Genomic DNA, 23,704 nt, shown 5'->3' with positions numbered 1-23,704 from the left:
ATTAAAGTATTTGTTTGATTTGATTAAATTTGACCGAACCCAATCCGCTCAGATTGACTTGCAGCCCGCTGCTGCCGCTGCCCATGGTCACGCTTTCCACCAAGGATTTGACGTTGGTGCTCAGTTGAGTGTTTTTGCCGTCTATCAATGCCTGAACTTGGATGTCGTAGACGCCTGGATTGGCCAGTTGACCGTCTTCGTCCAGACCGTCCCAGGAAAAATCGTTTTGCCCTGCGGCCAGATCGCCCAAATCGACCTCGCGCACGGTCGCGCCGGTTTGCGGATTTACAATCCTTAAACTGACCTGAGTGCTGCTGCTCGGGAGTTCGAAATTGCCGCTGATGGTGCCGCCTGCCGACAACACGCCCTGGTCGGTAGGGGCCAGTACGTATCGTCCTACCAGGCCGGATGCTTGTAACACCTGGCCGGAATTGATCGAATCGGCGAATTCCTTGAACGAGGTCTGTAAATCCTGTATGCCGGATACCGTGGCGAATTGGGCCATTTGTCCTAAAAATTCGCCGTTTTCCATCGGATTACTGGGGTCTTGATGCGTCAATTGGGTAGTCAACAGTTTCAAAAACTGCTCCTGTCCCAACGCTTGAGTTTGGTTGCCGCTGCTTTGGCTATTCGATGTGGTGGCAAGGCCTAAACTGTTAAAGGTATCTATCGCGCTGCTGGACATGATTCAGCCTCATTGACCCATTTTTAGAGTCTGCAGGATTAAGTTTTTGGCAGTATTGAGTACTTCTACGTTGTTTTCGTAAGCGCGTGACGCCGACATCATGTTGGCCATTTCCTCAACCGTGTTGACATTAGGTTTGTAGATGTAACCCAACTCGTCCGCCATCGGGTGTTGAGGCGCATATTCCATGATGGGCGGGGCCTGGCTTTCCACTACGCCCAGCACGTCGACGCCGCTGGCGGCATCGTTTTTGTCCATGATGTTTTGCAACTCGGCGGCGAACACCGGTTGGCGGGAACGGTAAACTTGGTCGAGGCTGCTGCTGACGCTGTTGGCGTTGGAAATATTCGACGCCACCAGATTCAAACGCAGGTTTTGCGCGTTCATACCGCTACCGGCAATATCGAAGATATTCAGGGACGACATGGTTATTCTCCGCGTATCGCCGACATCAAGCCGGCGAATTTGTTATTGATAAAACGCAAACTGGCTTGATATTGCACCGCGTTCTCGGCGTACTTGGCTTGCTCGACATGGGCTTCAACCGTATTGCCGTCTAACGAAGCCTGATGCGGATTGCGGTACAGCAAATCGGCCCCTAATACCGAATTGCTAGCCTCCATATGACCGACATTGGTTTTGTTGATGCGCGGTTCGGATTGCAGGGTTTGCTGCAGCACCGAACTGAAATCGAGATCGCGCGCTTTGTAATCCGGGGTATCGGCGTTCGCCAAGTTTGCGGCAAGGATTTCGCCACGCTGCTCGCGTAGCGATAAGGCTTGCGGATGTATGCCTAAAGCATTGTTGAAATTGATAGCCATGGTATGTACCTCCTGCTTTGCCAAGAGCACAGCATGGCTCATGCCAATATAAATTTTTCATTTGCTTTCAGTTAGGTATGGGGATATATGCCGCTCGAAGGCGTCAAGAAAATGCTGTTTTTCGCCAAGCGGCAAAAATTTTCCGCCGGCGGCAATCGTCAAGTTTTCGACGCGGGGGCTCAGTAGGTGTGGAGCGGTTTAACTGTCGGCCAGACTCATGTGCTATGCCGGCGAGTCGAAATGTCGGGCAAAAAAACGGAGCCTGCGGCTCCGTTTGCATACAGCGGTAGAGTTAGGTTTTAACGGATCAGACTTAAAAGCACCCCGGCGGCCACCGCGGAGCCGATGACGCCGGCCACGTTAGGGCCCATGGCGTGCATCAACAGGAAGTTATAAGGATTGCTTTCTTGGCCGACCTTATTCGCCACACGGGCGGCCATCGGCACGGCGGAAACCCCGGCGGCGCCTATCAAGGGATTGATAGGCGTGCTGCTGAAACGGTTCATGATTTTTGCCATGATCACGCCGCTGGCGGTGCCTATAGCAAACGCGACCGCGCCCAGGCCTAAAATTCCCAGGGTCTCCATGGTTAAAAACGCCTCGGCGCTCAATTTGGAGCCGACCGACAAACCCAGAAAAATAGTCACAATATTGATCAATTCGTTTTGCGCGGTTTTGCTCAGTCTATCGACCACGCCGCAGGCATTCATCAAATTACCCAGGCTGAACATGCCGACCAGCGGAGCCGCCGAAGGCAACAACAATGCGGTCAAGGTGATCAACATTAACGGAAACACGATTTTTTCGGTCTGGCTTACCGCCCGCAGTTGCTGCATTTCGATTTTGCGCTCCTCTTCGGTGGTCAAGGCCCGCATGATAGGCGGCTGAATCAAGGGGACTAACGCCATATAGGAATAAGCGGCCACCGCAATAGCGCCCAATAACTCCGGCGCCAGTTTGGAGGCTACGTAAATCGCGGTCGGCCCGTCCGCACCGCCGATGATTGCAATCGCGGCGGCTTGTTTTAGGTCGAATTCCATGCCCGGAACGATGTTTAACGCCAAAGCGCCCAACAGCGTTGCGAATATGCCGAACTGCGCCGCCGCGCCCAGCAACAGGGTTTTCGGATTGGCAAGCATGGGGCCGAAGTCGGTCATCGCACCCACGCCCATGAAAATCAATAGCGGAAACATCCCGGTCTTAACGCCGTAGTACAGATAATAGAGCAAGCCGCCTTCTTCGGTCATCCCGGCCACCGGAATGTTGCTGAGGACGGCGCCAAAGCCTATCGGCAGTAGTAATAAAGGCTCGAAACCCTTTTTAATGGCCAAAAACAGCAGCACGAAGCCCACCGCCATCATGGCGGCTTGCGAAGCCGTGAAGTTATAAAGGCCGGTGCTTTCCCATAACAGGTATAAATTTTCCATGAATTTGATTTACCCCGCGTTATAGGGTGACCAGCACATCGCCAACCGCCACGTTATCGCCTTGTTTAACGTTGACCGCGCTGACGATGCCCGCCACTTTCGCGCGAATTTCGGTTTCCATTTTCATGGCTTCCATGACTAAAACCACGTCGCCTTCGGAAATGTGCGCGCCGACATTGACGTTGACTTTTAATACCACGCCGGCCAAGGGGGAGACGACCACGCCGCTGCCGCTGATCATGGGCGGTGCCACGACTAAATCCGGCCCGGCCGGCAATGCCGAAACCGGCTGTATGGTGAGATTGCTACCGGCAGGACCGACCGCCACGTGGTAGGTGCGCCCGTCGACGTTAACACTGTAGATTTCGGTCGGCCCGGCGGTGGCAGCTTGCGGCGCAGCCGGGGCTGTAGCGGCTTCTAAACCCGGAGCAGGCTCGAACGCACTCGGGTTGCCGCGGTTTTGCAAAAACTTCCAGCCAATCTGCGCGAACATGCCGTCGATCAAGGCATCCTCTTCGACGAAGGCCGATAGCTTAACGCTTTCCGCCGCCGCTTTGCGTTGGACTTCGGCGACCAGTTTGTCCATTTCCGGCTCCAGCAAATCGGCCGGACGACAAGTAATCGGCTCGGCACCGTCCAGTACCCGGGCTTGTAGCTCTGTATTCACCGGGGCGGGGGCGGCTCCGTATTCGCCTTTTAATACGCCGGCGGTTTCCTTGCTGATGGTTTTGTAACGCTCGCCGGACAGCACGTTGAGAACCGCTTGGGTGCCTACGATTTGCGACGTGGGCGTCACCAAGGGGAGGAAGCCCAAATCTTGCCGTACCCGCGGGATTTCGCGTAAAACTTCGTCAAATTTGTCGGCCGCCCCTTGTTCTTTCAGCTGGCTTTCCATATTGGTCAACATGCCGCCGGGTACTTGCGATACCAGTATGCGGCCGTCCACCCCTTTCAAGCTGCCTTCGAATTTGGCGTATTTTTTTCTGACCTCGCGAAAGTAAGCGGCAATTTTTTCGAGTTTGTTCAAATCCAGGCCGGTATCGCTGGCTTGGCCTTGCAAGCTGGCGACGATCGTTTCGGTGGGGCTGTGGCCGTAAGTCATGCTCATCGAAGAAATCGCCGTATCGGCGTTGTCCAGGCCGGCTTCTATCGCTTTGATGTAGGTTCCTACGCTCAAGCCGGTAGTCGCGTGGCATTGCATGTGAATCGGGATAGAAACCGCTTTTTTCAGTTTGGAGACCAGCTCGTATGCGTCATACGGAGTCAACAAACCGGCCATATCTTTGATGCAGATGGAGTGCGCGCCCATATCTTCGATGACGCGGCCCTGTTCCACCCACTTGGCTATGGTATGTACCGGGCTGGTGGTGTAGGAAATGGTACCTTGCGCGTGAGCGTCGGTTTGCAACACGGCTTTAACGGCCCGCTCGATGTTGCGCATGTCGTTCATCGCGTCGAAAATGCGAAATACGTCGATACCGTTGACTACGCAACGCTCTACGAATTTATCGACGACATCGTCCGCATAGTGCCGGTAGCCCAAAATGTTTTGGCCGCGAAACAGCATTTGCTGGCGGGTATTAGGCATGGCTTTTTTCAGTAAACGCAGGCGCTCCCAAGGGTCTTCCCCCAAATAGCGGATGCATGCATCGAAAGTCGCACCGCCCCAAGACTCTACAGACCAATAGCCGATTTGATCGATATCAGCGCAAATCGGCAGCATGTCTTCGATACGAAAACGGGTTGCCAACAGCGATTGGTGGGCGTCTCGCAAGACGACCTCGGTTATGCCTAAAGGTTTTTTTACCTTTGCCACGCGTGTTTCTCCTATTCGTGGGATGGGGCTAAGCTGTCTCGCAGCAATATCCAAACGATAAAACGGCGGAATTATGAACGTATCTGAAGACTTACTTCTCTTTCTTCAGATATTTATTCCGATATTGATGGACGGCCGCGCTAATGGCCGCAATAGTGCCTAAATCCTCGCCATGATGCGAGCCGGCATGCCGGCCGGCCGGCATCTCCGGAAAGAATTTTAGGATCAAGGCCGACATGGTTTTAATAGCAACGATTAACATCGCCAAAAAGGCGTAGACCATGCCCATGCCGATCAGCATCAGTTCAATTCCGGAAGACATGAGTTCATTCATTGCAGCAGACCAAAAAATTAGTTCTTTGGCATTATCCCCAAAAGCAAGTGATTAAACAATCTTAAGCCTTGTCCAATCACGCTTGCGCCTGAAAAAGAGATCAGCCGCGACCCGTTTGCGCATTTTCGAGCCGACGTGATTCAGGCCTTTGCGCACCGGATGGTCGATACAATGCAGGACGGCGATCTGGGAATTAACGGTCTCAGTGGCTTCCGTCACGGTTGCTATAACGATTGTTGTTTGAGAAAGTCATACGCCAGTATGCCGGCACGGATTTATTCTGGGCCGCCAAGTCCGATGAGGAGATTCGGCAGTGGGTGGGAAATGGGGTGGATAAACGGATTGCGATGCGTCAGACCGCTACTGTGACCGGTGCAAAAATCAAACAGGCCCGGTTACGGTTGGGCCTCACTCAAACAGACCTGGCGAAATTGGTTGGATGTTTCCGAAATCACCTTTCCAGCGTCGAAACGAGTGCCAGCTTGCCTAGTAGATCGTCCCATTAATTAGGTTACAGGTTTATCCTGAATTGTCAGGATCCTCCTATTATTCTATTGGCGGGTGATCATGGGACGTAAAAGTGAGCGAGCGGCTCTGGTATTGACCGATGAACAAAGGTGCAAATTGTCTGAACTGGCAGACTCGCGTACGGCGCCGGTGCGGGAAGTGGAGCGGGCCGGGGTGCTGCTGAAGTACGCACAAGGTCTGTCGATCAGCGAGATTCAACGGCAATTGCACGTGAGCCGGCCGACGATTGATAAATGTATCGACAAGGCACTGGCGGCCGGCGTTCAGGCAGGGCTGAAAGATGCCTATCATCGCCCTCGCCCGCCCTAGATTACTGAGGAGGCTAAGGCCAGGGTGGTCAGTATCGCTTGCATCCAGCTGAAGGAACTGGGGCTGGCCGCGGAATTGTGGAGCCTCTCGGCCTTGGCACGCTATGTGTGCGAACACGCGGAGTCGGCAGGGTTCCCGCGGCTTGCCAGGGTCGGTAAAAGTACGGTTTGGCGGATTCTCGACGAGAACGAACTGAAGCCAATCGCCCGGATTTCGTGCAGGCCCAGTGCTGGGTGACGCTGGGGGTCAGTGTGCCGGGCCATGGCAAGGCCAAATTGGTGTTGCCGATGTTGTCACGCCTGGTGCCGGACACCGGTAACCGGAATAAATTGACCATTGCACTGGCTTTGCTGCGGGTGTTGGCGCCGGTACGGCTGCTATGCGATTCGTGGTTCATGCGCGCTCGGCTGGTCTTGCCGTTGTGCGAGCGGTCGTTAACGCTGCACGGCAAACCCCAAAAGCTGCGGCTACGGTCGGCAGTGGCCTTGGCCCGCTTTCTGAAAGACGCGCCGGTGCGGGCCGTCTGGTGCGAGTTTTACGACGACCGGAAACAGACTTGGGAGAAGCCCCGCCTGGCTGCTGGCCACCGAAACGGCGTTATCGGCCTCGGCCATTCTCGAACTGTAGTGCTCGCCGTTGGGGCATCGATCCCTTGTTTCATCATCTGAAACGCTGCTGGGGCATTAGCAATCTGTGGCAACAGTCGCGCACCGTGCTGGAACCCCGGATGCAAATTCGCTCCACCGCTTGGATGCTGGCACAGTTGTTGGCTTTGGCCGTTGACGAGCCCTTCCCGCTACGTGAAATTGCGCCCTGGCGCGAAGGGCATCCCTTGACGGCGGGTCTAGTCGCGCAAGGGCTGCGGATTGAATTTACAGGACTTGCCTTTCGCGACGGTTTTGACCCGAAGTCGCAAAAATTCAGCGTCCCAGAACAGCGCGGCGACCCTCGATTGTCGCCTTGACCAGTTGGTCTCACGAAAATACGCGGGTCCATCGCTACGCGGCCCCTTCGTCTGAAGGTCAAGCTGGCGCGGCGCGGCCAGTGCTGTGTCTAAAGTCGAGTAATGTTGATGCAATTTGCCTACAAAGTGCCTACACAAAACATACAAGCAACAAAAAAGGCCTAGGTCGTTAAACCTAAGCCTTTGATTTATTTGGTAGCGGGGCTGGATTTGAACCAATGACCTTCGGGTTATTAGCCCGAACAATTGGCATTTGCTTAACGTTGATCATCGTTCTTGTCAGCCTATTTATCTTTTAAATAACAGTATGTTAATAAAAATAGTCATCAAATCACTTTTCCCAAAGATTGACAAATATTGACGAAATCGGGTTACATAGCGGTTACACGAAAGCAATGTAATCACTTTCGGGGTACATGAAACGCCGCAACCACGAAACGGTTTTCAGGCTCGCCATGTAATCCCCAAGTAACCGGGAGGCCGTCAAATGTCGAAAGTCAAATTTACCGCCGGCCAGATCGCCAAGTTTGCTTGCCCGGCAGATAAGCAGCAGGTTTTCATGTGGGACAGCGAAGCGCCCGGTCTTGGTTTACGTGCTACCCACGGCGCCAAATCGTACATCTATCAAGGCAAGCTCAATAACAACGCTATTCGCATCACCATAGGCGACGTGAAAACTTGGAGCATCAAGGATGCCCAGGCCGAAGCCCGCCGCCTGCAAACTCTAATCGATGCCGGCACCGATCCCCGCCAAGCCAAAGCGGAGAAGATCGCCAAGGCAGAGGCTGTCAAGGAGCAAGCCAAAACACAGGCCATACGCCAAGCGGTCACGGTGCAAAAGGTTTGGAATGCCTACCTTGAGCACCATCAAGACTACTGGGGCGAACGCCACTACCGCGACCACGTTAACCTGTCGCAAGCCGGTGGTTTACCCAAAAAACGCGGTAGCGGTCTTACCGTTCCGGGCGTGCTCTTTCCCCTTCTCCAAATGCGCATGATCGAAGTTAACGCCGACGTTCTCGCAGAATGGCAGAAATCAGAAGCTCAGACCCGCGCCAACAACGCCCGCCAAGGGTTCGAAATGTTCCGCGCCTTCTGGCGCTGGTGCAGCCAGCACAAAGACTATGCTTCGCTGATCGATGCCCAGGCGGTCGAGAATCAGGACGTAAGAAAGAAAGTTCCCAGCCGCAAAGCCAAAAAGTTCGACGTGCTGCAACGCGCCCACCTGAAAGACTGGTTCGAGGCCGTGCGCGGTCTGAGTAATCCGGTAATCGCCACCTACCTGCAGGGGCTGTTACTGACTGGCGCACGACGCGAAGAGCTGGCCGAATTGAAGTGGTCGGACATCGATTTCAAGCTGGGCGCGATGTGGCTCAAGGATAAAGTGGACGATGAAGGCCGGATGATTCCGCTACCGCCTTATCTGGCCGCGCTGGTCGCCGGTCTGCCCCGCCGGAACGAATGGGTGTTCAGCAGCCCGACCGCCGCCGACGGCAAGCTGGCCGAACCCAGGATTGCCCACAATCGTGCCCTCGATACCGCTGGCCTGGAACACGTCACCTTGCACGGCCTGCGCCGCACCTTCGCTAGTCTGGCCGAATGGGTGGAAATGCCGGTCGGCATCGTCGCCCAGATCATGGGCCACAAACCCAACGCCACCGCCGAAAAGCATTACAAAACCCGCCCGCTGGAGCTGCTGGCAATCTGGCACGGTAAATATGAGGCTTGGATTCTGGAACAAGCCGGCATCGAGTTTGCGCAATCCGAGCAAAATCAAGGCTTGCGCGTTGTGAAATGAGTTAGACCGGCCCGGCGGACACCGGGAAAACGGGCCGGCAAGTGTAAGCCCCACCTGTCGGCCCTAACCACAATAACACCTAATTAGGAGGTGCAACATGGCTGCCGAGAATTTTACCCAAAACCAAGCAACACGATCTATTAGTGCCAGGGAAATGAGGTTGATCGATGCAATTACCTTAAAAACTGAACGCGCCCGATGTGTTTTGGAATTGGTATTAGATGCCTCTTCGGATAACAATTTAGTGCCGGTCATATCGGTGGCAATCGACGAAATTGCGGGTGTTAATAGCGTTATTAACGCTTGGATGAACAAGGAAGTCACCCAAGCCGAACCGGGCAACGCTGGCGCACCGTCAAGTCATTGTTCTGGAGAATAAACCATGACCGAAACCATTCCGGAATACGCACTCTTGACGGAAGAGAAAGAACAGCAAGCTAACCGTGCGGCGAAACTCGCCTTCTCAATTGAACACCTTACCCAGATGCTTTCGGATCAGTTATGGAACGACGACGATTGGAAAGAAATTAAAAACTACGACCGTATAACCGCGATGGTTGACGCCTGCAATGCGGCTGCAAAGGAATTATCCGAACTGATCGGATAAGCCACTTGTGCCGCGTAAAGCATAACGATACACTAAACCGTGATTAAGAGTTTCCGCCACAAAGGCGTACAACAGTTTTTTGAGACAGGCTCGAAAGCCGGCATCAATGCCGACCATGAAAACAAACTGGCGCGGCAACTGTTGTTACTGAATGCCGCCAAAAGCCCGCAAGAAATGGATGTCGCGGGCTGGAAACTCCACCCGCTGAAAGGCGAACTGATCGACCATTGGGCGGTTAAGGTTAGCGGGAATTGGCGTCTTACCTTCACGTTCGACGGTGAAGATGCCGTTCTTGTCGATTATCAGGACTATCACTAACAGGTGCATGATGGCTATGTTTAACCCCCCACACCCTGGCAGCATATTGAAAGAGGATGTATTGCCCGAACTGGGCATCGGCGTTACCGAGGCGGCGGCTCAATTGGGCGTGTCCCGCGTGGCGCTATCCCGCGTTATCAATGCCAAAGCCGCTATCAGCGCCGATATGGCAATCCGCTTGGAAGCCTGGACAAATGGCCCGACCGCCGAAGCATGGGTTCGCATGCAGGCCGAGTACGACCTATGGCAGGCCCGCCAGAAACCCCGCCCCAAGGTTACACCGGCCAAAAGGCCCGAGGCCGCATAACCCAGGTAAGCCGAAACCGGCAGCCACGTTAACTCCGTTTTTTGCCGCGCCTAGGTTAGCTCCCGAACGCCGGATTCCTTCACCGGCTGGCGCGGCAATTCCTTGAAGGGTTGCGTCTTGAAGGAGGCGTTGAGTGAAAGGCAGTAGTTTCGAATGGTTTAGAGCGTCTCAGCTTCTTGGCATTCCAGAAAATGAAAACGCCGGTAACTGGCCAAAAAGATTTAATGCCAGCGATTTAGCGAAACTTCAAGAGTCCGAGGACGAAAAGGAATTTGAAGCGTTTCGGCAATGGATTAACACCCCTCAAACCAACAAACCTCAAGGGGAAAAAGTTACCCGGCGAATCAGTGAGCGAGATATTGGAGCGAGATTGCAAGTTGTTTTAAGGCCGCAATATGAGGGAATCGCCCCATTTGTCGGAGAAGGCATTACTGATCATTGGAAAACAGTAACACCTGAATTTGTTGAGAGGGCTAATCGTTGCTTGTATCCAAATTCTCCGATGAATGCTGACCGTGTGGTCGATACTCTTTACACAGCCATGGATTTAATCGTGATGCTGCAACTAACGAATAAAGAGCCCTCGCAATTTGTAAAGGCATGGTTCGATTCGATGGGGGTTGCGTTACACGAACATAGTAAGCCCTGGCTACTACCCGACGACCGAGACAAGCCGCCAGCGACGGAAAATTGGCAGATTGCCGCCCGCTACTTCTACCGCCAATTCAAAACGGCAAATTCTGAATCACTGAAAAAGGACATCGTTCCACTTGTTCGCGACAAATTGCAGGAGCGCCAACTCTATAAACGCGGCGGTCAAAAATTACCGTCTGAAGCGGCAATAGACAAAGTCCTGCAAAACATCGAGCTTTGAAATCTCTTAAAAGATTCTGAAATCTTTTTCGAAAATCGCCTTCAATCCCTTGCCGGACAGGGCTTTCAGCTAATTTAGAAAAACGCTTGCAAGGGTTAAACCCTCGTTCGAAATATCCCCGTTATCAACGAAGCGGGGTATTTCGCAATGACCACCAAAACAAATCAAATCCAGTTCCCACCCATCGAGCAAGTCACCGCTCTCAACGTTCCAACAGATCAGGCCGCGTTTTATCTGAATCGCGCCAGCCAAACCCTCAGAAAATGGGTCTGTCTGGAAAATGGCCCAATCCGCCCAGTTAGAATCAATGGCCGTTTGGCCTGGAAAGTTGCCGACCTGAAAGCGTTGGTGTCTGGTGAGGTGGCGGCATGAAAAACCAGTTCATCACCAACCAATCAGAAAGCGAATACCGCGCGGCTAAGCCTGAGCTGTCCCAATCAATCATCAAAACCATGCTGGCGCAATCACCCGCCCATGCACGTTATCAGATCGACAACCCCAGCGAACCAACCCCGGCCATGAAGTTGGGCGTCGCTGCCCATTGCCGCATTTTGGAGGGCGAGGATGTGTTCGCCAGTCGTTACGCCATCGCGCCAGCCTGTGACCGTCGCACTAAAGAAGGCAAAGCCATTTATGAGGCATTTCAGGCTGAGCATGGCGGCAAGGAGATTATTAGCGCCGATGATTGGCAAAGCATCGACGGCATGGCTTGCGCGGTGGCTGACCATCCTTTGGCCGGTCGTTTGTTTGAAGGTGGCACGTCTGAGGTGTCCGCATTCGGCAATATCAACGGTGCGGCCATCAAAGGCCGGTTCGATTATTTCCACCAAACCGAAGGTGTAATCGTCGATCTTAAAACTACCCTGGACGCTTCACCCGATGAAGCCCAGCGTTATGCGGTCAAGTATGGTCTGCATATTCAGCAGTTCGTGTATGCCGAGATTTACCGCAGCATCACCGGCAAAACCCCGTCTGATTTTGTGTTTGTGCTGGTCGAGAAACATCCGCCGTTTGGTGTTGCTGTAGTCAGATTGACGAAAGAAGCGGTCGAGGCTGCCCGCGTTCAAGTTGATAAGGCGCTGGCGCTTTGGCAGCAATGCGAAAAGTCCGGTATTTGGCCTGGCTATGGCGATAACGTGATTACCGTCGACTTACCCGCTTGGCAATATAAAAAGCTGGAGGTGGCAGCATGAGCGAACTACTCAGCGCACTAAATGCGCCAGAGACACAAAAGCCGCAGACCTTGCCAGCCATGTTGAAACAGCACCAACCCCGCTTTAAAGCCATTGCCCCGCGTGATGTGGACGTAACCCGGTTTAGTGCGGCATTGATGGCCGATGTACGCAGTAATCAGAAACTGGCCGAGTGTAACCCCATGACTGTCTTGGGTGCGTTCATCCGTTCCACGCAATTGGGACTTGAACCCGGCAGCCAGTTAGGCCAAGCCTATTTTGTACCGTTTAAGGGTGAGTGTCAGTTGGTGATCGGCTACCGCGGCATGATTGAACTGGCGTACCGCTCTGGTAAGGTGGCGTCAATTTCGGCCCGTACCGTTTACGAAAACGACGTGTTCGAGTGGGAATTGGGTACTGATGAGCGTATCACCCACAAACCGGCAACAGGCGACCGCGGGGCATTGGTGGCAGTGTATGCCATGGCTAAGCTGACCACCGGCGGCATTCATTTCGAAGTGCTGGATTTGGCCGAAATCGAGAAAGCCAAACGCGCCAGCAAAAGCAGTAGTTTTGGCCCGTGGAAAGACCACTTTGAAGAAATGGCCAAAAAGACCGCCATTCGCAGGCTGTTTAAGTATCTGCCAGTTGGTACAGACTTAACCCGCGCTGTCGCCTTGGACGAGAAAGCCGAATCAGGCAGCCAGCAAAACGACATTGAAGCCGAAACGGTTTTGGATGGTGAGTTTTATCCGGCTGGAGGTGGTAACGATGGCTAAAGCATCCAAGTTACCCCCTTTCGGCAAATTACTTACTGATCGACAACGCTTTAAAAACCCGCCCTGGTTGGTCGTGGTGTGTGTTGGTGCGGATTCTTGGGAATCTGCGAAAGCCCGAAATCAGCGCGGCGATTCTGTTGCGTTGGTGCTTCCACCTGATGCTGATTTGCTGGCGCTGTCGTGGCCGGTTAAAGATTGTTTGGTGGTGATCGAGTGGACACAACCAGCAACGGAGCAAATGGTTGTCGAACTGGCAAAAGCGTTGCTGATTGCTGGCGCTGAGTCTGTGACTATCTGGTCGCGTTGGGTGGATTACTCGAACCCGCATCTTGAATGGCCGAAAGATCAGCCGCCAATTAAAACCTATCGCGTGAATCGTGCGCGGGAGGTGGCTCATGCTGCCTGATGTGATCGACTTAAGCGGCTCAGACCCGGCACAGTCTGAACCGCTAAAACCATTTCCATTTACCAGCGCGGCAGAAGTGGCCCCATTGGTTTGAACAGTAAATCGATGATTTAAAGTGAAATCCCTGCCATGGTTTAGGCGGCCAACTTGAGGGTTGGCACCCCATCGTTATACGCCTGATGAGGCGTTTTTCGTTTCAAACTGGAATGCGGTCGTTCGTGGTTGTACCACTCGAAATAATCCAGGATTGAAGCGCGGGCTTGGCCGACGGAATCGTAGGCATGCAGGTAAACCCGCTCGTATTTGACCGATCGCCATAGGCGCTCAACAAAGACATTATCCCGCCAAGCACCCCGACCGTCCATACTGAGCAGACAGCCCTGACCTTTCACGGCATCGACAAACGCCTTGGCGGTAAACTGGCTGCCTTGGTCAGTGTTGACGATATCCGGCTTGCCGTAGCGCTTGAAAGCCTGTTCCAGCACGTCCACCGCATGACAGGCTTCCAGCGTAATCGCCACCTTGGCGGCCAGGACTTTGCGAGTGGCCCAGTCGACGACCGCCGTTAAATACGCGAATCCTTTGGCCAGCGGGATGTAGGTGGTATCCAGCGCCCAGACCTGATTGGCACGGTTGATGGTCATGCCCCGCAGCAAGTAGGGATAGATTTCATGCCCCGGCGTCTTCTTGCTGGTATTGGGTTTGCAGTACACGGCTTCGATGCCCATTTTCGCCATCAAGGTTTTCACATGCTTGCGGCCAATCGGGATGCCTTGCCGATTCAGCTGATCCCGTAACTGGCGAGCGCCCATGAATGGGTGTTTCAGGTGCAGTGCGTCGAGTCGGCGCATGATGTCAACTTCGCGCTCCGGAACCGGCTTGGGCAGGTAGTACACACTGCCGCGACTGATGCCTAATAGCTTGGCCTGCCGACCAATCGGCAATTTGGATTGACGGTCGATCATCGCTTTGCGCTCAGCAATCCCGCCTGGGTGAGCGCGCCTTCTAAAAAATCGTTCTCCAATGTCAGTTGACCGATTTTCGCGTGTAGGGCTTGCAGATCGACGGGGGGCGATTCCGGCTCCGCGGGCTTCCCAAACACCTCGGCGGCCCGCTCGCTCAGCTGCTTCTTCCAATCGACAATCTGATTTTGATGAACCTCGAATTCCTGGGTCAACTGCCCCAAGGTTTTATCGCCCGCCAAGGCCGCCAGGGCGACTTTGGCTTTGAAGGCCGGTGAATGTTTTCTTCGCGGTTTTTTAGACATCTTCTGCTCCATTGCTTTGTCCTTACGGACGTTCAAAAGTAGCAGGTCTTTCACTTAATCGGTTGTTCAATTTTTCGGCACCACCTCTGCCGAACAATCACGCTATCCAAGCGAGATGATGACGGCGCACTGATTGTGTCATTAGGCATGGTGGCCGAGTTGTTCACCCAAGGCGCTGAAATTGTCGACAAGCGCAGAAGGTGTTTTGCAGCGTTCGGTACAGACATCGATCCAAGACCTTATCAAGAGCGAGCGATTCAGCAAGCGGTTAAGGCTGGTGGCGGTGTGATCGTTGCACCGACAGGTGCAGGCAAAACCACCATGGGCATTGAGATTTCTGCCAGACTAGGCCAGCGCTGTTTGATTCTGGTCAAATCCAAAGACCTGGCGGAACAATGGCAGCAGGCCATAAAGCGCTTTACCGAATTGGATGCCGGAATGATTTGCGGCGGTAAGTGGATTGAGGGCGACCAGTTCACCATTGCCACCGTGCAAACCTTGGTCAAGCATGAAACCAGTTTGCAATATGGCTTAGTGATCGTCGACGAATGCCACAACACACCCGCCGAACAGTGCTACACCGTGATTAACCTGCAGGCGGCAAAACATAAATTCGGACTGTCAGCCACACCACAACGCCGGGACGGTCTCGAGTTTATGATTCATGCGGCGCTTGGTCCGGTCGTGGCGGAAATCAAACAGAGCGAAGTTGAAGGCGTGGTTTTGCCGGTCGTGGTCGAAACCCTGTACTACCCGCTGCAAGGCAACCCACAGTCATGGCAGGCCTTCAACAAGTTGCTGGCCGACGATCTGCAGCGCAATCAGTTAATCGTGAACAAAGCTATCAGCGCCAGCCGTACCACCGGAACCGCGATACTGACCAGCACAATCGAACACGCCGAACGCCTGCATGGCTTAATCAAGCAACACAATATCAATTCGTTGTTACTGCACGGCCAGTTATCAACCAAAGTTAGAGCCGAGCGCATGGAAGCCGCGCCAAGCCATCGAATCATCGTGGGTACGTTGTCGCTGTTGTCCGAGGGTATCGACTGGCCGCATGTTGGTGCGGTCGTGTTTGCTGCACCTGTAAGCGCGGAGGTTAACCGAGAAACGCCAGCGGCAACCAGGCTGTTACAAGAGAGCATAGGCCGAGCCCGTAGGCCGTTCCCTGGTAAGCAATACGCGCGAGTAATCGACATTATTGACCGTCATCCCTTCGGATTGGCAGCCGGAAAAAAGCGCGGCGAGATTTACCGCCAGCAGGGCTTTGACGTTCGTATCATCCGGGAGCGTGCCGCATGAGCGAGTTTGAATACTGTCCAGATTGCAACGGTAGCGGTGAAGGCCATCACGACGGCTCTACTTGCCGGATGTGCAAAGGCCGGGGCGAAGTAAAAACGGATGACCGGGAGATTGATCATGTCGATTAACAGCCGACAAAAAGGCGCTGGCGCTGAGCGGGAGTTTGCCGGCTTGGTGCGAGATTGGACCGGCGTTCGCCTCGCTCGCAACCTGGAACAGTCGCGCAGCGGCGGACATGACTTAATTGTTCACCCGGAGGAATCGGGTATAGTGGCTGAGGCGTTTCGGCGCTTGGCTATCGAATGTAAGCGTTACCAAAGCGCCAGCGACGCCTTGATACAAAAATGGTGGGCTCAGGCCGTCGAGCAAGCGGTAGAAGAAGCACTAATCCCAGTTCTAACCTATCGGGCCAATCGGTCGCCCTGGCGCGTGGTCGTGCCGATTTGGCTGATTAACGCCGGATTTGGCGACTCGGTTGAAATCGAATACACCGCTACCCTGAGCGTTCAGGCTTTTTGCCAAGCCGTGTCAGAGGGGGCTAGCGCCATCACTCATAAGGAGAGCCCCGCATGAACAACGCCCTGATTACTGAAGCCCGTGATGATTTCGAGCGGTTCCTAGCCGAATACGACTTTACAGCAGCGGCAGTCCGCGCTATTACCGAAAACACGGCGGATCAAATTCCCATGCCGGAGGGCTTCGATAAAGTACGACTGCAACCGTCGTCGATTAACGGCATGGGCATGTTCGCGACGTGTGAGGTGGATACGAACGAGGTAGTGGCGCCGGGACGAGTGGGTGTGATGCGAACGCCGGTAGGCCGCTATACCAATCATTCTCCGACGCCAAACGCCTACTTTTTTCAAGCGTCCGGCGGCGACGTGGTGTTAGTGGCAAAACGCCGTGTAACAGCGGGGGAAGAACTAACCATCGATTACCGGCAAGCCGGATCGGTCAACGGAAATAACCACCCGCTCAATCGTGCGGAAATGCTTAAAACTGTGAAGCGCCGCTTTCAACATCTTGGATTGCCGGAGCAAACCGATAAGGAGCATGAAGGGTTTTTGGATGCGGGATTGGCAATATTCGGCTACTTGCCGTCTATACCGGATTTTTTGGATTTGTGGACGGTTAACGAAGCTATAAGGCAAAAAAATGAGCAACGATTACCCGGTTGAGATTGACGGCGTAACCGGCGAGGTTGCGCCCCTACCCCCGCAGAAAGGCCAGCGCTACCGCTGCAAGCTCGACACGCTACAAGATGTCAGGCGCGAAATGGCTAAGGTTTACCGGGAGGCGAGATCAGGGATTACCAACATGCAAGACGCAACGAAATTAACGTGGATGCTGCAAGCCGTGAGCAAGGTTATTGAGGGTAGCGATCTTGAAGCTAGAATTAAGGCATTGGAAGAACGTCATGAGTCTTAAAGGCCGTGTTGATAAATTAGAACGGCTGGCTAATCCGCATAAGGATTGGGTAGAACAGTTGGCGGAGCGGTTAACGGTTACGGCCAAGCCATCCGGTTTTAAACCAAGAGATCGGTCCGAACTGGAATGTATTCTTGAAACCAGTCGGGACGAGTTGGCCTGTAGACTGGCTCGGGCAGAGTTGAGGTTATTGGATGGGTAAGTTGTCGAAAACCGTTGATCCGGGTTCCTAAAAATATACGAAAACCGGTTACATGGCGGTTACATGAAGTCGACAGGCAACAAAAAAGGCCTAGGTCGTTAAACCTAAGCCTTTGATTTATTTGGTAGCGGGGGCTGGATTTGAACCAACGACCTTCGGGTTATGAGCCCGACGAGCTACCAAGCTGCTCCACCCCGCGTCAACTCGATACATTATACATAATATATCGGTAATATCAAGCAATAGCTATTCATGGGCTACGAAGCGTTTGCGCTCTTCCGCACTACGGCCTAACGCCTTTGCCAGCCAAGGCGGCGGGGCGTCAAATACTTGCTGGAATTCGCGCAATTGTTCTTCCGCTTCTATAGCGTCCGGTACTTTAATCGGATAAATATCCGCGCGGATTACCTTGGCTGCAGCCGGGCCGCCGATGGATTGTACGAACAGCACGTGGCAATCTTTGATTAGATTGGCGCGGAATAGATTACGGTCTTCGGCGCTGTCCGCTTCAATCGTCGAACGGATGTCGACCAAACGGTAATCCGTGCGAGACAATTGGTAGACCAAAAACCGGATACAAGAACCGAAATGGCCGTTTAGCCCGGCTCCCGCGTTGGAAGCAATGGCTACCCGAATGGATTCCGGCATGTCGCCTTCTTTGTACGGTTGTACTTGGGGTAGTCCTTCGTCGCCTTCTTCTTCGCCCCACAGGTAGCGTACCGCGAGTTTGATGTTGGCCAAGCCTATGCCTATGTCTTCGCCGTCTTCCTCGCCGTCGTGACTGCCGATTCCGGTTTTCAGATTGGTAACCGTGATGGTTTTAAGCCTTTCGTCGGACAAGGGGCGGCCGACTTTTTCGTGCAAAATGTCGATCAGTTCTTGAACGCCCACGCCGGGCAATACGCGCGAGGCCAACGCGATACGCAACGCCAAATCTCTTGATAGTTGAGTCATGTTCTCACCGCTAAAGGTTGTGATGTTCCTTCCAGCCGGCGTAGCCGCCGGCCAGACTGTAGACGTGCTTGAAACCGAAATCGCAAAACATTTCCGCTAGATGTTCGCTGGCGTGGCCGTAATAGCAGTAAATCAGCATGTGTCGATTTTTATCGGCTTTGCGCAGCAGGCTGTCGCGTAGCTGTTCGTGCACATGCATGGCTTGATCGATATGTCCGGCACGATAGTCCTTGAGTTCGCGGCAATCCAGAATCGCCGGGCCGTTGGCGTTTATCAGCTCCACCGCTTCGGCGGCGGAAACGGTTTTGAACGGTTTCATACGTTGACCTTTGATGGTACTGATCTTATACCGGGCCGACCGCCGCGGATTTTTTCACGACGACGGTTTTGCTCATGGCTTCGTCGAAGCTGATCGGCGCGGATTTGATCTTAAAGCTTTTTGCCGCTTCGTACATGGTGACGACTTTATCTTCGGCCGATTGGCCTTTCAAGTCGGCTTTTTCGATATACAGCAGTTCCAGGGTGTCGTTCCAAATCATGCCTTCGCGGAAAGGCAAAAATTTAAACAATACGCCTTCCAATTCCACTTGCATGGGTTCGGCAATGTTTTCCACATAGAACAAGGTCAAGGTATCCGGACTCAAAGCACTTTTGTATTTTTCAACGAATACCGGTACGTGTTGCAATTCGTCGAATAGGCCGTTCAAAAAAATGAATTTTTCGCTGTTAGCCAAGATTGCGGTTTGATGAAGCAATAATACCGGCGGTTTACGGTCGGTGGTAGAGCCTTCGCGGTAGCCGCCTTCGATCAATACCAAATCGCCGCGATAAGCGGTAACGCCTTTCTCGCTGGTCTGACCTAACACGTTTGAGATGAAAGTGAGGCCTTGTTTATCGTAGCTTTCAAGTAGCATGAATAGTCTCCTGATTAAAAATTCGGTTGGTAACTGGATTGCCGTGTTCGGCGTGCGATCGGCCGCTAATGCGAGCGGCTGTTAATCGTCGTCATCGTCGTCGTCATCGTCTACTTCGATACGACGGCGTTTGACTTTGGCCGGGTCTGCGGTAATTTGCCGATAAATTTCTATGCGATCCCCTTCTTTGATGGGGCTGTTTAATTTGGTTAATTTGCCGAAAATGCCAACTTTTTGAATGTCCAAATTAATATGCGGATATTGCTTGAGCATGCCGGACAGTTCAATGGCTTGCTGTACCGTGGCATCGTCCGGTACTTCCAATTTGACCCATGTTTGCCGGTCCGCTTCTGCGTAACAAACACCAACGTTCATTGAAAACTCCTAACTGGCCGGATTTAAGAAGTGGCTTGTTGTTCGGCGATGGTTAAACTTTCGACGCCGGAATCTTTTTTGGCTTCGGCTTTTTTATCCAGCAGGCGCTTGGCTGCGACTAAAAAGCCCAACATGATGAAGCCTCCCGGCGGTAAGGCCATCAATAAAAAACCTTTGTATTCCGGAATCACGGTGAATTCCATGAAACGAAAGCCCTCGCCGAGCAACACGGATGCGTTTGCGAATAAGGTGCCGGCGCCGCTCACTTCCCGTAGCGCTCCCAATACCACCATGGCTAAGGTGAAACCGATGCCCATCATCAAGCCGTCCCACATCGAAGGCATTAAAGCTTGTTTGGAGGCGAAGGCTTCGGCTCGGCCTAGAATGACGCAGTTGGTAACGATCAACGGAATAAACAAACCCAACACTTTGTGTAATTCGTGCATCCAGGCATTCAGCGAAATATCCACCAAAGTGACCAGAGCGGCGATCAGCAGCACGAAAATGGGAATTCGAATTTCCGCAGGAATCAAATGACGGCTGGCGGATACCGCGCCGTTGGAAGCCACCATCACGGCGGTGGTAGCCAGCCCCATGCCGAGACCGTTAGTTGCGGTGCCGGTGACGGCTAACAGCGGGCAAAGCGCCAGGTTCTGCGTCAGGATCACGTTGTTGTGCCACAGGCCGTCAGAGGCGATTTTCCGGTAGGATGCGGATAAGAAATTCATGTTCGTCTCCCGATAGAAATTGCAGGGTATGCGCGATTACGGCTTATGCGGAGCCAACAGCTCCTGCTGGTGACTGCGGTAGAAATCCAAACCGCGTTTGATGGCCTGCACGACTTTGCGCGGTGTGATAGTGGCCCCGGCAAATTGGTCGAATACCCCGCCGTCCTTTTTGACGGCCCATTGGGTTACCGTTAGGTTGTCCAGCGATTTGCCGTTAAAGCTCAGTACCCATTTGGATTTACTCAGTTCGATTTTGTCGCCTAGTCCCGGCGTTTCTACGTGAGAAATGACTCGCACGCCTAAGATTTCGCCGTTTTTATCGACACCCATGACCAGATAAATAGGGCCGGCGTAACCGTCCGGCGCGACGAATTTAAAGCACGCCGCAGTCAAATTGCCTTGTCTCTTTGCCAAGTACACCGTGGTTTGCTCAGCGCCTATGTTGGCTTCGGCGGACGGCAAGCTTACGGTGTCCGCCAGCAAATCGTTATCGTATAAATCTGCAGGTACCACTTCTTCCAAGCTGGCTTTCAAATCTTCTTCCAAACGCAGCTTGATGACGTCACGGGTCGCGAAATCGGCTACGCCTAGCAATAAGCTGCCCAGCAATGCAAATCCCGCCAATACGCCGGCTTGATACTTTAATTGCGGGCGTAGTCGTTCCAAGTTTTCGGGTTCAAGAAATGCTTTCAGCTTTTCAGACAATATTTTGACAGTCGTCGCCGAATCGATCGCCGATTCGCCGGATGCAGTGTCAGGCGCAGGCTCTGAACTCATGGCTTTCCTCAAGATTGGCTGATGTCGATCGGTCTGCCGTTACGGTAGCGGCCGTAAATGCGCGGACGAACGTAATGGTCTATCAACGGTGTGGTGGCGTTCATCAATAGAATCGCAAACCCGCTACCTTCCGGGTAGCCGCCCCAGGTACGGATAATGAAAATCAAGATTCCGCAGCCCGCGCCGAATAGCATTTGGCCTGCCGGTGTATTGGGAGAAGTGACGTAGTCGGTGGCGATGAAGAAGGCCAGCAGCATGATCGCACCGGAGTTCAGGTGTGCCCACGGTCCCAGGTAGTGGCTGCTGTCTATCCAGTGAAATACAGTCGATAAAAGCGCTATGGAGGCCAACAGCGCAACCGGTCCATGCCACTGAATTACCCGTTTGTACAGCAGCCACAAGCCGCCGCCCAGCACCAGCAGGCTGGAGGTTTCGCCGAAGCTGCCGCGTTCCCAGCCGATAAAGGATAAAAAGCCGTTATAGTCAGATAAAGAGCCGGGTAAGGTCAGATGATTGGAGAAGCCGGTTTTGACCGCGCCCAGCGTGGTTGCGCCGGTGACGGCGTCGGCGCCGGCGTTGCCGAAAGTAATCGCTAAGCTATCGATGGGGCCTGGGCCAAAGAATAGCGGATTGACGTTTACCCAAGTCGTCATCTCGATAGGAAAGGAAATCAACAAGGCGACCCTGGCCAGCATGGCCGGGTTGAACAAATTTTGGCCCAAGCCGCCGTACACTTGTTTGCCCAATACGATGGCGATGGCCGAGCCGGCTACGCCTATCCACCATGGTGCCCAAGGCGGCAAGGTCATGGCGACCAACAAGCCGGTCAAAATTGCCGAGCGGTCGCGTAAAAAAGGCGCGGCTTCCACCCCTTTCATTTTCAAGCACATTGCCTCGAACAGCAGCGCCGAGCCGATGGTGGCCGAGCAAAGGTAAAGCGCGGGGAAACCGAATAACAGTAAACCCCAGGCAGTAGCCGGCACCAAGGCGATGATGACTAGGCCCATGATTTCATCGACGCGGCGCACCGCGATGACGTGCGGGCCGCTGACAGGCTTTATGCTCATAAGCTTTCCTCGGTAACTTTGGTCGCTTCGGTGGCTTTGGCCGCAGCGGCAGCCGCTTTAGCGGCCTCTTGCTGGCGTTGACGCTCGGCTCTGGCTTCGGCGGCTTTGCGGGCTTCTTCTTCCTGCTGCAAGCGGATGCGTTCCATACGTTGATTGCGGTCGTCGACCAAACGCTTGGTTTGCTCGGATTTATGTTCCATCTGCTGGCGTTTGTATAATTCGCCGGAAGCGTATTTGAAGTAGTGCACCAACGGGATGTTGGACGGACAGACGTAAGAACAGGTGCCGCAATTGATGCAATCCTTGAGGCCCAGGTCGACTGCAGCGTCCAGTTGGTTGGCTTTGATGCGGCTAGCCATTTCCAAAGGCAACAATCCGACCGGGCAAGCGCCTACGCAGGTTGAGCAACGAATACAGGGCTTGACGTCCGGGGTTTCGATTTCTTCGGCCGCCAGCGCAAGAATACCGTTGCATGCCTTGACTACCGGCACGTCGGCTCGCGGCAGAGCGTCGCCCATCATGGGGCCGCCCATGATCAACCGCGAAATGGCCGCCTTGTCGGTATCGCAATAGGCCAGCACCTCGGTCATCAAGGAGCCGATCAACACTTCCACGTTCTGCGGTTTGCCGACAGCGCCGCCCGATACCGTCACTACCCGGCTGATCAAGGGCTGTGCCAAGCACACGGCTTTGAATACCGCATAGGCCGTAGCAACATTGTGGATGACCACGCCTATGTCGGTGGCGCGGCCGTCGGCCGGAATTTCCCAGCCGGTCAGATAGCGCAGCATTTGCCTGTCCCAGCCCATGGGGTAGCGGGTAGGGACTTGTCTTACGGTAATTTCCGGATAGGCCGCGCAGGCGACGGTCATCGCGTCGTAGGCTTCCTGTTTGTTGTCCTCGATGCCGATGATGGCGGCCGGAGCGTTCATGCCGCGCAGCATCAAGCGGATGCCGGTCACGATGTCGGCGGCGCGTTCTTGCATCAGCCTATCGTCGCAGGTCAAATAGGGTTCGCATTCGCCGGCGTTGATCAGCAAGGTATGGATTTGGTTTTTACGGCCTAAATCCAATTTAACCGCGGAAGGAAATACCGCGCCGCCCAAGCCTACCACGCCGGCGGCGCCTACCCGCATGCAGATCTCTTCGGGCTGCAATTCGAACGGGTCGACGGGAATTTGTAGTGGCACCCATTCGTCCAAGCCATCGGTCTCTATGACGATGGTGCGAATAGGCAATGCGGAAGGATGAGGCGCCGGGTAATCCAGCACGTCGGCGATCAGGCCGGAACTGGGCGCATGCACGGGTGCGGAAATAGTACCTTGGCTGTAAGCCAGCAATTGTCCTTTCAGTACTTTTTCGCCCACCTTGACCAGAGGTTCCGCCGGTTTGCCGACATGTTGCTGGACCGGGATGTATAAGCGCTTGGGCAACGGCATGCCCTGTGCGATAGGGACGCCGGAGGTTTCCACTTTGTGCTCTTCGGCATGGATGCCGCCGCGCAGTCTCGGGTTTTCGAACAAGGACAACATAGGCAGTCTC

The 23,704-nt window shown here is 53.8% G+C and carries 32 protein-coding genes, 1 tRNA gene and 1 pseudogene; 18 read left to right on the top strand and 16 right to left on the bottom strand.

Annotated features, from left to right (window positions below; all coding sequences use genetic code 11):
• Position 1: 1 nt before the first annotated feature.
• The 6 genes from F1E05_RS18680 to F1E05_RS18655 form a co-directional block, all read right to left on the bottom strand.
• Complete coding sequence (locus F1E05_RS18680) at positions 2-685, bottom strand: flagellar hook assembly protein FlgD (RefSeq protein WP_150051164.1); 684 nt, start codon at positions 683-685, stop codon at positions 2-4.
• A gap of 9 nt (positions 686-694) precedes the next feature.
• Positions 695-1,111 carry a flagellar basal body rod protein FlgC gene (gene flgC / locus F1E05_RS18675; protein ID WP_150051162.1) on the bottom strand — a complete coding sequence of 139 codons (417 nt, stop codon included), beginning with the start codon at positions 1,109-1,111 and terminating at the stop codon, positions 695-697.
• 2 nt (positions 1,112-1,113) lie between these two features.
• Entirely contained in the window at positions 1,114-1,506 is a 393-nt protein-coding gene (gene flgB / locus F1E05_RS18670; RefSeq protein ID WP_150051160.1) for a flagellar basal body rod protein FlgB, read from the bottom strand.
• 299 nt (positions 1,507-1,805) lie between these two features.
• Positions 1,806-2,933 carry a sodium ion-translocating decarboxylase subunit beta gene (locus F1E05_RS18665; protein WP_150051158.1) on the bottom strand — a complete coding sequence of 376 codons (1,128 nt, stop codon included), beginning with the start codon at positions 2,931-2,933 and terminating at the stop codon, positions 1,806-1,808.
• Between the two features lie 19 nt (positions 2,934-2,952).
• A complete protein-coding gene (gene oadA / locus F1E05_RS18660; RefSeq protein ID WP_150051156.1) occupies positions 2,953-4,749 on the bottom strand; it encodes a sodium-extruding oxaloacetate decarboxylase subunit alpha in 1,797 nt (598 codons plus the stop codon).
• Between the two features lie 91 nt (positions 4,750-4,840).
• Positions 4,841-5,083: an OadG family protein gene (locus F1E05_RS18655; RefSeq protein ID WP_150051154.1), complete on the bottom strand. Its 243-nt coding sequence runs from the start codon at positions 5,081-5,083 to the stop codon at positions 4,841-4,843.
• Positions 5,084-5,430: 347 nt separating this feature from the next.
• On the opposite strand from F1E05_RS18655, the gene F1E05_RS20945 reads away from it, so the two are divergent.
• The 14 genes and pseudogenes from F1E05_RS20945 to F1E05_RS18590 all read left to right on the top strand — a co-directional run bounded on the left by F1E05_RS20945 (position 5,431) and on the right by F1E05_RS18590 (position 13,145).
• Positions 5,431-5,589, top strand: coding sequence for a helix-turn-helix transcriptional regulator (locus F1E05_RS20945; protein WP_367156185.1), 159 nt, complete (start codon positions 5,431-5,433; stop codon positions 5,587-5,589).
• Positions 5,590-5,650: 61 nt separating this feature from the next.
• A pseudogene (locus tag F1E05_RS20690) lies at positions 5,651-6,121 on the top strand (helix-turn-helix domain-containing protein); the annotation flags it as partial.
• Positions 6,088-6,588 (top strand): hypothetical protein, encoded by a 501-nt coding sequence (locus F1E05_RS20460; RefSeq protein WP_197737388.1) that lies wholly within the window; start codon positions 6,088-6,090, stop codon positions 6,586-6,588. The pseudogene F1E05_RS20690 and the gene F1E05_RS20460, both read left to right, overlap by 34 nt.
• A gap of 59 nt (positions 6,589-6,647) precedes the next feature.
• Positions 6,648-6,884, top strand: a complete 237-nt coding sequence (locus F1E05_RS20455; RefSeq protein WP_197737387.1) for a hypothetical protein — start codon at positions 6,648-6,650, stop codon at positions 6,882-6,884.
• Positions 6,885-7,371: 487 nt separating this feature from the next.
• Positions 7,372-8,682 (top strand): tyrosine-type recombinase/integrase, encoded by a 1,311-nt coding sequence (locus tag F1E05_RS18635; protein WP_150051148.1) that lies wholly within the window; start codon positions 7,372-7,374, stop codon positions 8,680-8,682.
• Between the two features lie 97 nt (positions 8,683-8,779).
• Positions 8,780-9,061, top strand: coding sequence for a hypothetical protein (locus tag F1E05_RS18630; RefSeq protein ID WP_150051146.1), 282 nt, complete (start codon positions 8,780-8,782; stop codon positions 9,059-9,061).
• Positions 9,062-9,064: 3 nt separating this feature from the next.
• The gene (locus tag F1E05_RS18625; protein ID WP_150051144.1) at positions 9,065-9,289 is read left to right on the top strand and encodes a hypothetical protein; all 225 of its coding nucleotides are present in this window, start codon (positions 9,065-9,067) and stop codon (positions 9,287-9,289) included.
• Between the two features lie 39 nt (positions 9,290-9,328).
• The gene (locus F1E05_RS18620) at positions 9,329-9,607 is read left to right on the top strand and encodes a type II toxin-antitoxin system RelE/ParE family toxin (RefSeq protein WP_150051142.1); all 279 of its coding nucleotides are present in this window, start codon (positions 9,329-9,331) and stop codon (positions 9,605-9,607) included.
• A 10-nt stretch (positions 9,608-9,617) separates the two neighbouring features.
• A complete protein-coding gene (locus F1E05_RS18615) occupies positions 9,618-9,914 on the top strand; it encodes a HigA family addiction module antitoxin (protein WP_232056711.1) in 297 nt (98 codons plus the stop codon).
• A 133-nt stretch (positions 9,915-10,047) separates the two neighbouring features.
• On the top strand, positions 10,048-10,788 hold the full coding sequence (locus F1E05_RS18610) for a hypothetical protein (RefSeq protein WP_150051138.1): 741 nt from the start codon (positions 10,048-10,050) through the stop codon (positions 10,786-10,788).
• A gap of 147 nt (positions 10,789-10,935) precedes the next feature.
• A complete protein-coding gene (locus F1E05_RS18605) occupies positions 10,936-11,160 on the top strand; it encodes a helix-turn-helix domain-containing protein (protein ID WP_150051136.1) in 225 nt (74 codons plus the stop codon).
• Complete coding sequence (locus F1E05_RS18600) at positions 11,157-11,981, top strand: PD-(D/E)XK nuclease-like domain-containing protein (RefSeq protein ID WP_150051134.1); 825 nt, start codon at positions 11,157-11,159, stop codon at positions 11,979-11,981. Before F1E05_RS18605 ends, F1E05_RS18600 begins: the two co-directional genes overlap by 4 nt.
• Positions 11,978-12,739 (top strand): recombinase RecT, encoded by a 762-nt coding sequence (locus F1E05_RS18595; RefSeq protein WP_150051132.1) that lies wholly within the window; start codon positions 11,978-11,980, stop codon positions 12,737-12,739. The genes F1E05_RS18600 and F1E05_RS18595 overlap by 4 nt, the downstream gene beginning before the upstream one ends.
• The gene (locus F1E05_RS18590; RefSeq protein WP_150051130.1) at positions 12,732-13,145 is read left to right on the top strand and encodes a hypothetical protein; all 414 of its coding nucleotides are present in this window, start codon (positions 12,732-12,734) and stop codon (positions 13,143-13,145) included. The genes F1E05_RS18595 and F1E05_RS18590 overlap by 8 nt, the downstream gene beginning before the upstream one ends.
• Before the next feature lie 134 nt (positions 13,146-13,279).
• On the opposite strand, the gene F1E05_RS18585 is transcribed toward F1E05_RS18590, so the two are convergent.
• Positions 13,280-14,412 (bottom strand): IS3 family transposase gene (locus F1E05_RS18585; protein WP_232056670.1). Its coding sequence is split into 2 segments (ribosomal slippage): positions 13,280-14,151 and positions 14,151-14,412, totalling 1,134 coding nucleotides; the frame shifts between segments, so codons are not numbered across the junction.
• A gap of 135 nt (positions 14,413-14,547) precedes the next feature.
• Here F1E05_RS18585 and F1E05_RS18580 point away from each other — a divergent pair.
• The 4 genes from F1E05_RS18580 (at position 14,548) to F1E05_RS18565 (ending at position 17,145) form a co-directional block, all read left to right on the top strand.
• Positions 14,548-15,717: a DEAD/DEAH box helicase gene (locus F1E05_RS18580; protein WP_232056710.1), complete on the top strand. Its 1,170-nt coding sequence runs from the start codon at positions 14,548-14,550 to the stop codon at positions 15,715-15,717.
• Positions 15,718-15,834: 117 nt separating this feature from the next.
• Positions 15,835-16,290 carry a putative PDDEXK endonuclease gene (locus F1E05_RS18575; RefSeq protein WP_150051128.1) on the top strand — a complete coding sequence of 152 codons (456 nt, stop codon included), beginning with the start codon at positions 15,835-15,837 and terminating at the stop codon, positions 16,288-16,290.
• Positions 16,287-16,895 (top strand): SET domain-containing protein, encoded by a 609-nt coding sequence (locus F1E05_RS18570; RefSeq protein WP_150051126.1) that lies wholly within the window; start codon positions 16,287-16,289, stop codon positions 16,893-16,895. Before F1E05_RS18575 ends, F1E05_RS18570 begins: the two co-directional genes overlap by 4 nt.
• A complete protein-coding gene (locus F1E05_RS18565; protein WP_150051124.1) occupies positions 16,873-17,145 on the top strand; it encodes a hypothetical protein in 273 nt (90 codons plus the stop codon). Before F1E05_RS18570 ends, F1E05_RS18565 begins: the two co-directional genes overlap by 23 nt.
• Before the next feature lie 324 nt (positions 17,146-17,469).
• Here F1E05_RS18565 and F1E05_RS18560 read toward each other — a convergent pair.
• The 9 genes from F1E05_RS18560 to rsxC all read right to left on the bottom strand — a co-directional run bounded on the left by F1E05_RS18560 (position 17,470) and on the right by rsxC (position 23,694).
• A tRNA-Met gene (locus F1E05_RS18560) sits at positions 17,470-17,546 on the bottom strand.
• Positions 17,547-17,593: 47 nt separating this feature from the next.
• Positions 17,594-18,301 (bottom strand): dinitrogenase iron-molybdenum cofactor biosynthesis protein, encoded by a 708-nt coding sequence (locus F1E05_RS18555; RefSeq protein ID WP_150051122.1) that lies wholly within the window; start codon positions 18,299-18,301, stop codon positions 17,594-17,596.
• Between the two features lie 10 nt (positions 18,302-18,311).
• A complete protein-coding gene (locus F1E05_RS18550) occupies positions 18,312-18,620 on the bottom strand; it encodes a rhodanese-like domain-containing protein (RefSeq protein ID WP_150051120.1) in 309 nt (102 codons plus the stop codon).
• Positions 18,621-18,645: 25 nt separating this feature from the next.
• Positions 18,646-19,215 carry a hypothetical protein gene (locus tag F1E05_RS18545; RefSeq protein WP_150051118.1) on the bottom strand — a complete coding sequence of 190 codons (570 nt, stop codon included), beginning with the start codon at positions 19,213-19,215 and terminating at the stop codon, positions 18,646-18,648.
• A gap of 81 nt (positions 19,216-19,296) precedes the next feature.
• A complete protein-coding gene (locus tag F1E05_RS18540) occupies positions 19,297-19,590 on the bottom strand; it encodes an RnfH family protein (RefSeq protein ID WP_150051116.1) in 294 nt (97 codons plus the stop codon).
• A gap of 23 nt (positions 19,591-19,613) precedes the next feature.
• Positions 19,614-20,318: an electron transport complex subunit E gene (locus tag F1E05_RS18535; protein ID WP_150051114.1), complete on the bottom strand. Its 705-nt coding sequence runs from the start codon at positions 20,316-20,318 to the stop codon at positions 19,614-19,616.
• A gap of 36 nt (positions 20,319-20,354) precedes the next feature.
• The gene (gene rsxG, locus F1E05_RS18530; protein WP_150051112.1) at positions 20,355-21,095 is read right to left on the bottom strand and encodes an electron transport complex subunit RsxG; all 741 of its coding nucleotides are present in this window, start codon (positions 21,093-21,095) and stop codon (positions 20,355-20,357) included.
• 8 nt (positions 21,096-21,103) lie between these two features.
• Positions 21,104-22,162 carry an RnfABCDGE type electron transport complex subunit D gene (locus F1E05_RS18525; protein WP_150051110.1) on the bottom strand — a complete coding sequence of 353 codons (1,059 nt, stop codon included), beginning with the start codon at positions 22,160-22,162 and terminating at the stop codon, positions 21,104-21,106.
• Positions 22,159-23,694, bottom strand: coding sequence for an electron transport complex subunit RsxC (gene rsxC, locus F1E05_RS18520; RefSeq protein WP_150051107.1), 1,536 nt, complete (start codon positions 23,692-23,694; stop codon positions 22,159-22,161). Before rsxC ends, F1E05_RS18525 begins: the two co-directional genes overlap by 4 nt.
• Positions 23,695-23,704: the final 10 nt, after the last annotated feature.

The sequence above is a fragment of the Methylomonas rhizoryzae genome, from assembly GCF_008632455.1.
Taxonomy (GTDB): domain Bacteria; phylum Pseudomonadota; class Gammaproteobacteria; order Methylococcales; family Methylomonadaceae; genus Methylomonas; species Methylomonas rhizoryzae.
Note: the sequence above shows the minus strand (reverse complement) of the source record. Positions and strands in the feature narration are given on the sequence as shown.

What these genes read in the sequence shown, in the direction of transcription:
- flgC (WP_150051162.1), bottom strand. Translation starts at nt 1,111, where the DNA reads ATGTCGTCCCTGAATATCTTCGATATTGCCGGTAGCGGTATGAACGCG.
- F1E05_RS18535 (WP_150051114.1), bottom strand. Translation starts at nt 20,318, where the DNA reads ATGAATTTCTTATCCGCATCCTACCGGAAAATCGCCTCTGACGGCCTG.
- rsxG (WP_150051112.1), bottom strand. Translation starts at nt 21,095, where the DNA reads ATGAGTTCAGAGCCTGCGCCTGACACTGCATCCGGCGAATCGGCGATC.
- F1E05_RS18545 (WP_150051118.1), bottom strand. Translation starts at nt 19,215, where the DNA reads ATGCTACTTGAAAGCTACGATAAACAAGGCCTCACTTTCATCTCAAAC.
- F1E05_RS18615 (WP_232056711.1), top strand. Translation starts at nt 9,618, where the DNA reads ATGGCTATGTTTAACCCCCCACACCCTGGCAGCATATTGAAAGAGGAT.
- F1E05_RS18600 (WP_150051134.1), top strand. Translation starts at nt 11,157, where the DNA reads ATGAAAAACCAGTTCATCACCAACCAATCAGAAAGCGAATACCGCGCG.
- F1E05_RS18540 (WP_150051116.1), bottom strand. Translation starts at nt 19,590, where the DNA reads ATGAACGTTGGTGTTTGTTACGCAGAAGCGGACCGGCAAACATGGGTC.
- F1E05_RS18590 (WP_150051130.1), top strand. Translation starts at nt 12,732, where the DNA reads ATGGCTAAAGCATCCAAGTTACCCCCTTTCGGCAAATTACTTACTGAT.
- F1E05_RS18550 (WP_150051120.1), bottom strand. Translation starts at nt 18,620, where the DNA reads ATGAAACCGTTCAAAACCGTTTCCGCCGCCGAAGCGGTGGAGCTGATA.
- F1E05_RS18605 (WP_150051136.1), top strand. Translation starts at nt 10,936, where the DNA reads ATGACCACCAAAACAAATCAAATCCAGTTCCCACCCATCGAGCAAGTC.
- F1E05_RS18635 (WP_150051148.1), top strand. Translation starts at nt 7,372, where the DNA reads ATGTCGAAAGTCAAATTTACCGCCGGCCAGATCGCCAAGTTTGCTTGC.
- F1E05_RS18555 (WP_150051122.1), bottom strand. Translation starts at nt 18,301, where the DNA reads ATGACTCAACTATCAAGAGATTTGGCGTTGCGTATCGCGTTGGCCTCG.
- F1E05_RS18595 (WP_150051132.1), top strand. Translation starts at nt 11,978, where the DNA reads ATGAGCGAACTACTCAGCGCACTAAATGCGCCAGAGACACAAAAGCCG.
- F1E05_RS18655 (WP_150051154.1), bottom strand. Translation starts at nt 5,083, where the DNA reads ATGAATGAACTCATGTCTTCCGGAATTGAACTGATGCTGATCGGCATG.
- flgB (WP_150051160.1), bottom strand. Translation starts at nt 1,506, where the DNA reads ATGGCTATCAATTTCAACAATGCTTTAGGCATACATCCGCAAGCCTTA.
- F1E05_RS18525 (WP_150051110.1), bottom strand. Translation starts at nt 22,162, where the DNA reads ATGAGCATAAAGCCTGTCAGCGGCCCGCACGTCATCGCGGTGCGCCGC.
- F1E05_RS18575 (WP_150051128.1), top strand. Translation starts at nt 15,835, where the DNA reads ATGTCGATTAACAGCCGACAAAAAGGCGCTGGCGCTGAGCGGGAGTTT.
- F1E05_RS18565 (WP_150051124.1), top strand. Translation starts at nt 16,873, where the DNA reads ATGAGCAACGATTACCCGGTTGAGATTGACGGCGTAACCGGCGAGGTT.
- F1E05_RS20455 (WP_197737387.1), top strand. Translation starts at nt 6,648, where the DNA reads ATGCAAATTCGCTCCACCGCTTGGATGCTGGCACAGTTGTTGGCTTTG.
- F1E05_RS20945 (WP_367156185.1), top strand. Translation starts at nt 5,431, where the DNA reads ATGCGTCAGACCGCTACTGTGACCGGTGCAAAAATCAAACAGGCCCGG.
- F1E05_RS18570 (WP_150051126.1), top strand. Translation starts at nt 16,287, where the DNA reads ATGAACAACGCCCTGATTACTGAAGCCCGTGATGATTTCGAGCGGTTC.
- F1E05_RS18665 (WP_150051158.1), bottom strand. Translation starts at nt 2,933, where the DNA reads ATGGAAAATTTATACCTGTTATGGGAAAGCACCGGCCTTTATAACTTC.
- F1E05_RS18625 (WP_150051144.1), top strand. Translation starts at nt 9,065, where the DNA reads ATGACCGAAACCATTCCGGAATACGCACTCTTGACGGAAGAGAAAGAA.
- rsxC (WP_150051107.1), bottom strand. Translation starts at nt 23,694, where the DNA reads ATGTTGTCCTTGTTCGAAAACCCGAGACTGCGCGGCGGCATCCATGCC.
- F1E05_RS18630 (WP_150051146.1), top strand. Translation starts at nt 8,780, where the DNA reads ATGGCTGCCGAGAATTTTACCCAAAACCAAGCAACACGATCTATTAGT.
- F1E05_RS18680 (WP_150051164.1), bottom strand. Translation starts at nt 685, where the DNA reads ATGTCCAGCAGCGCGATAGATACCTTTAACAGTTTAGGCCTTGCCACC.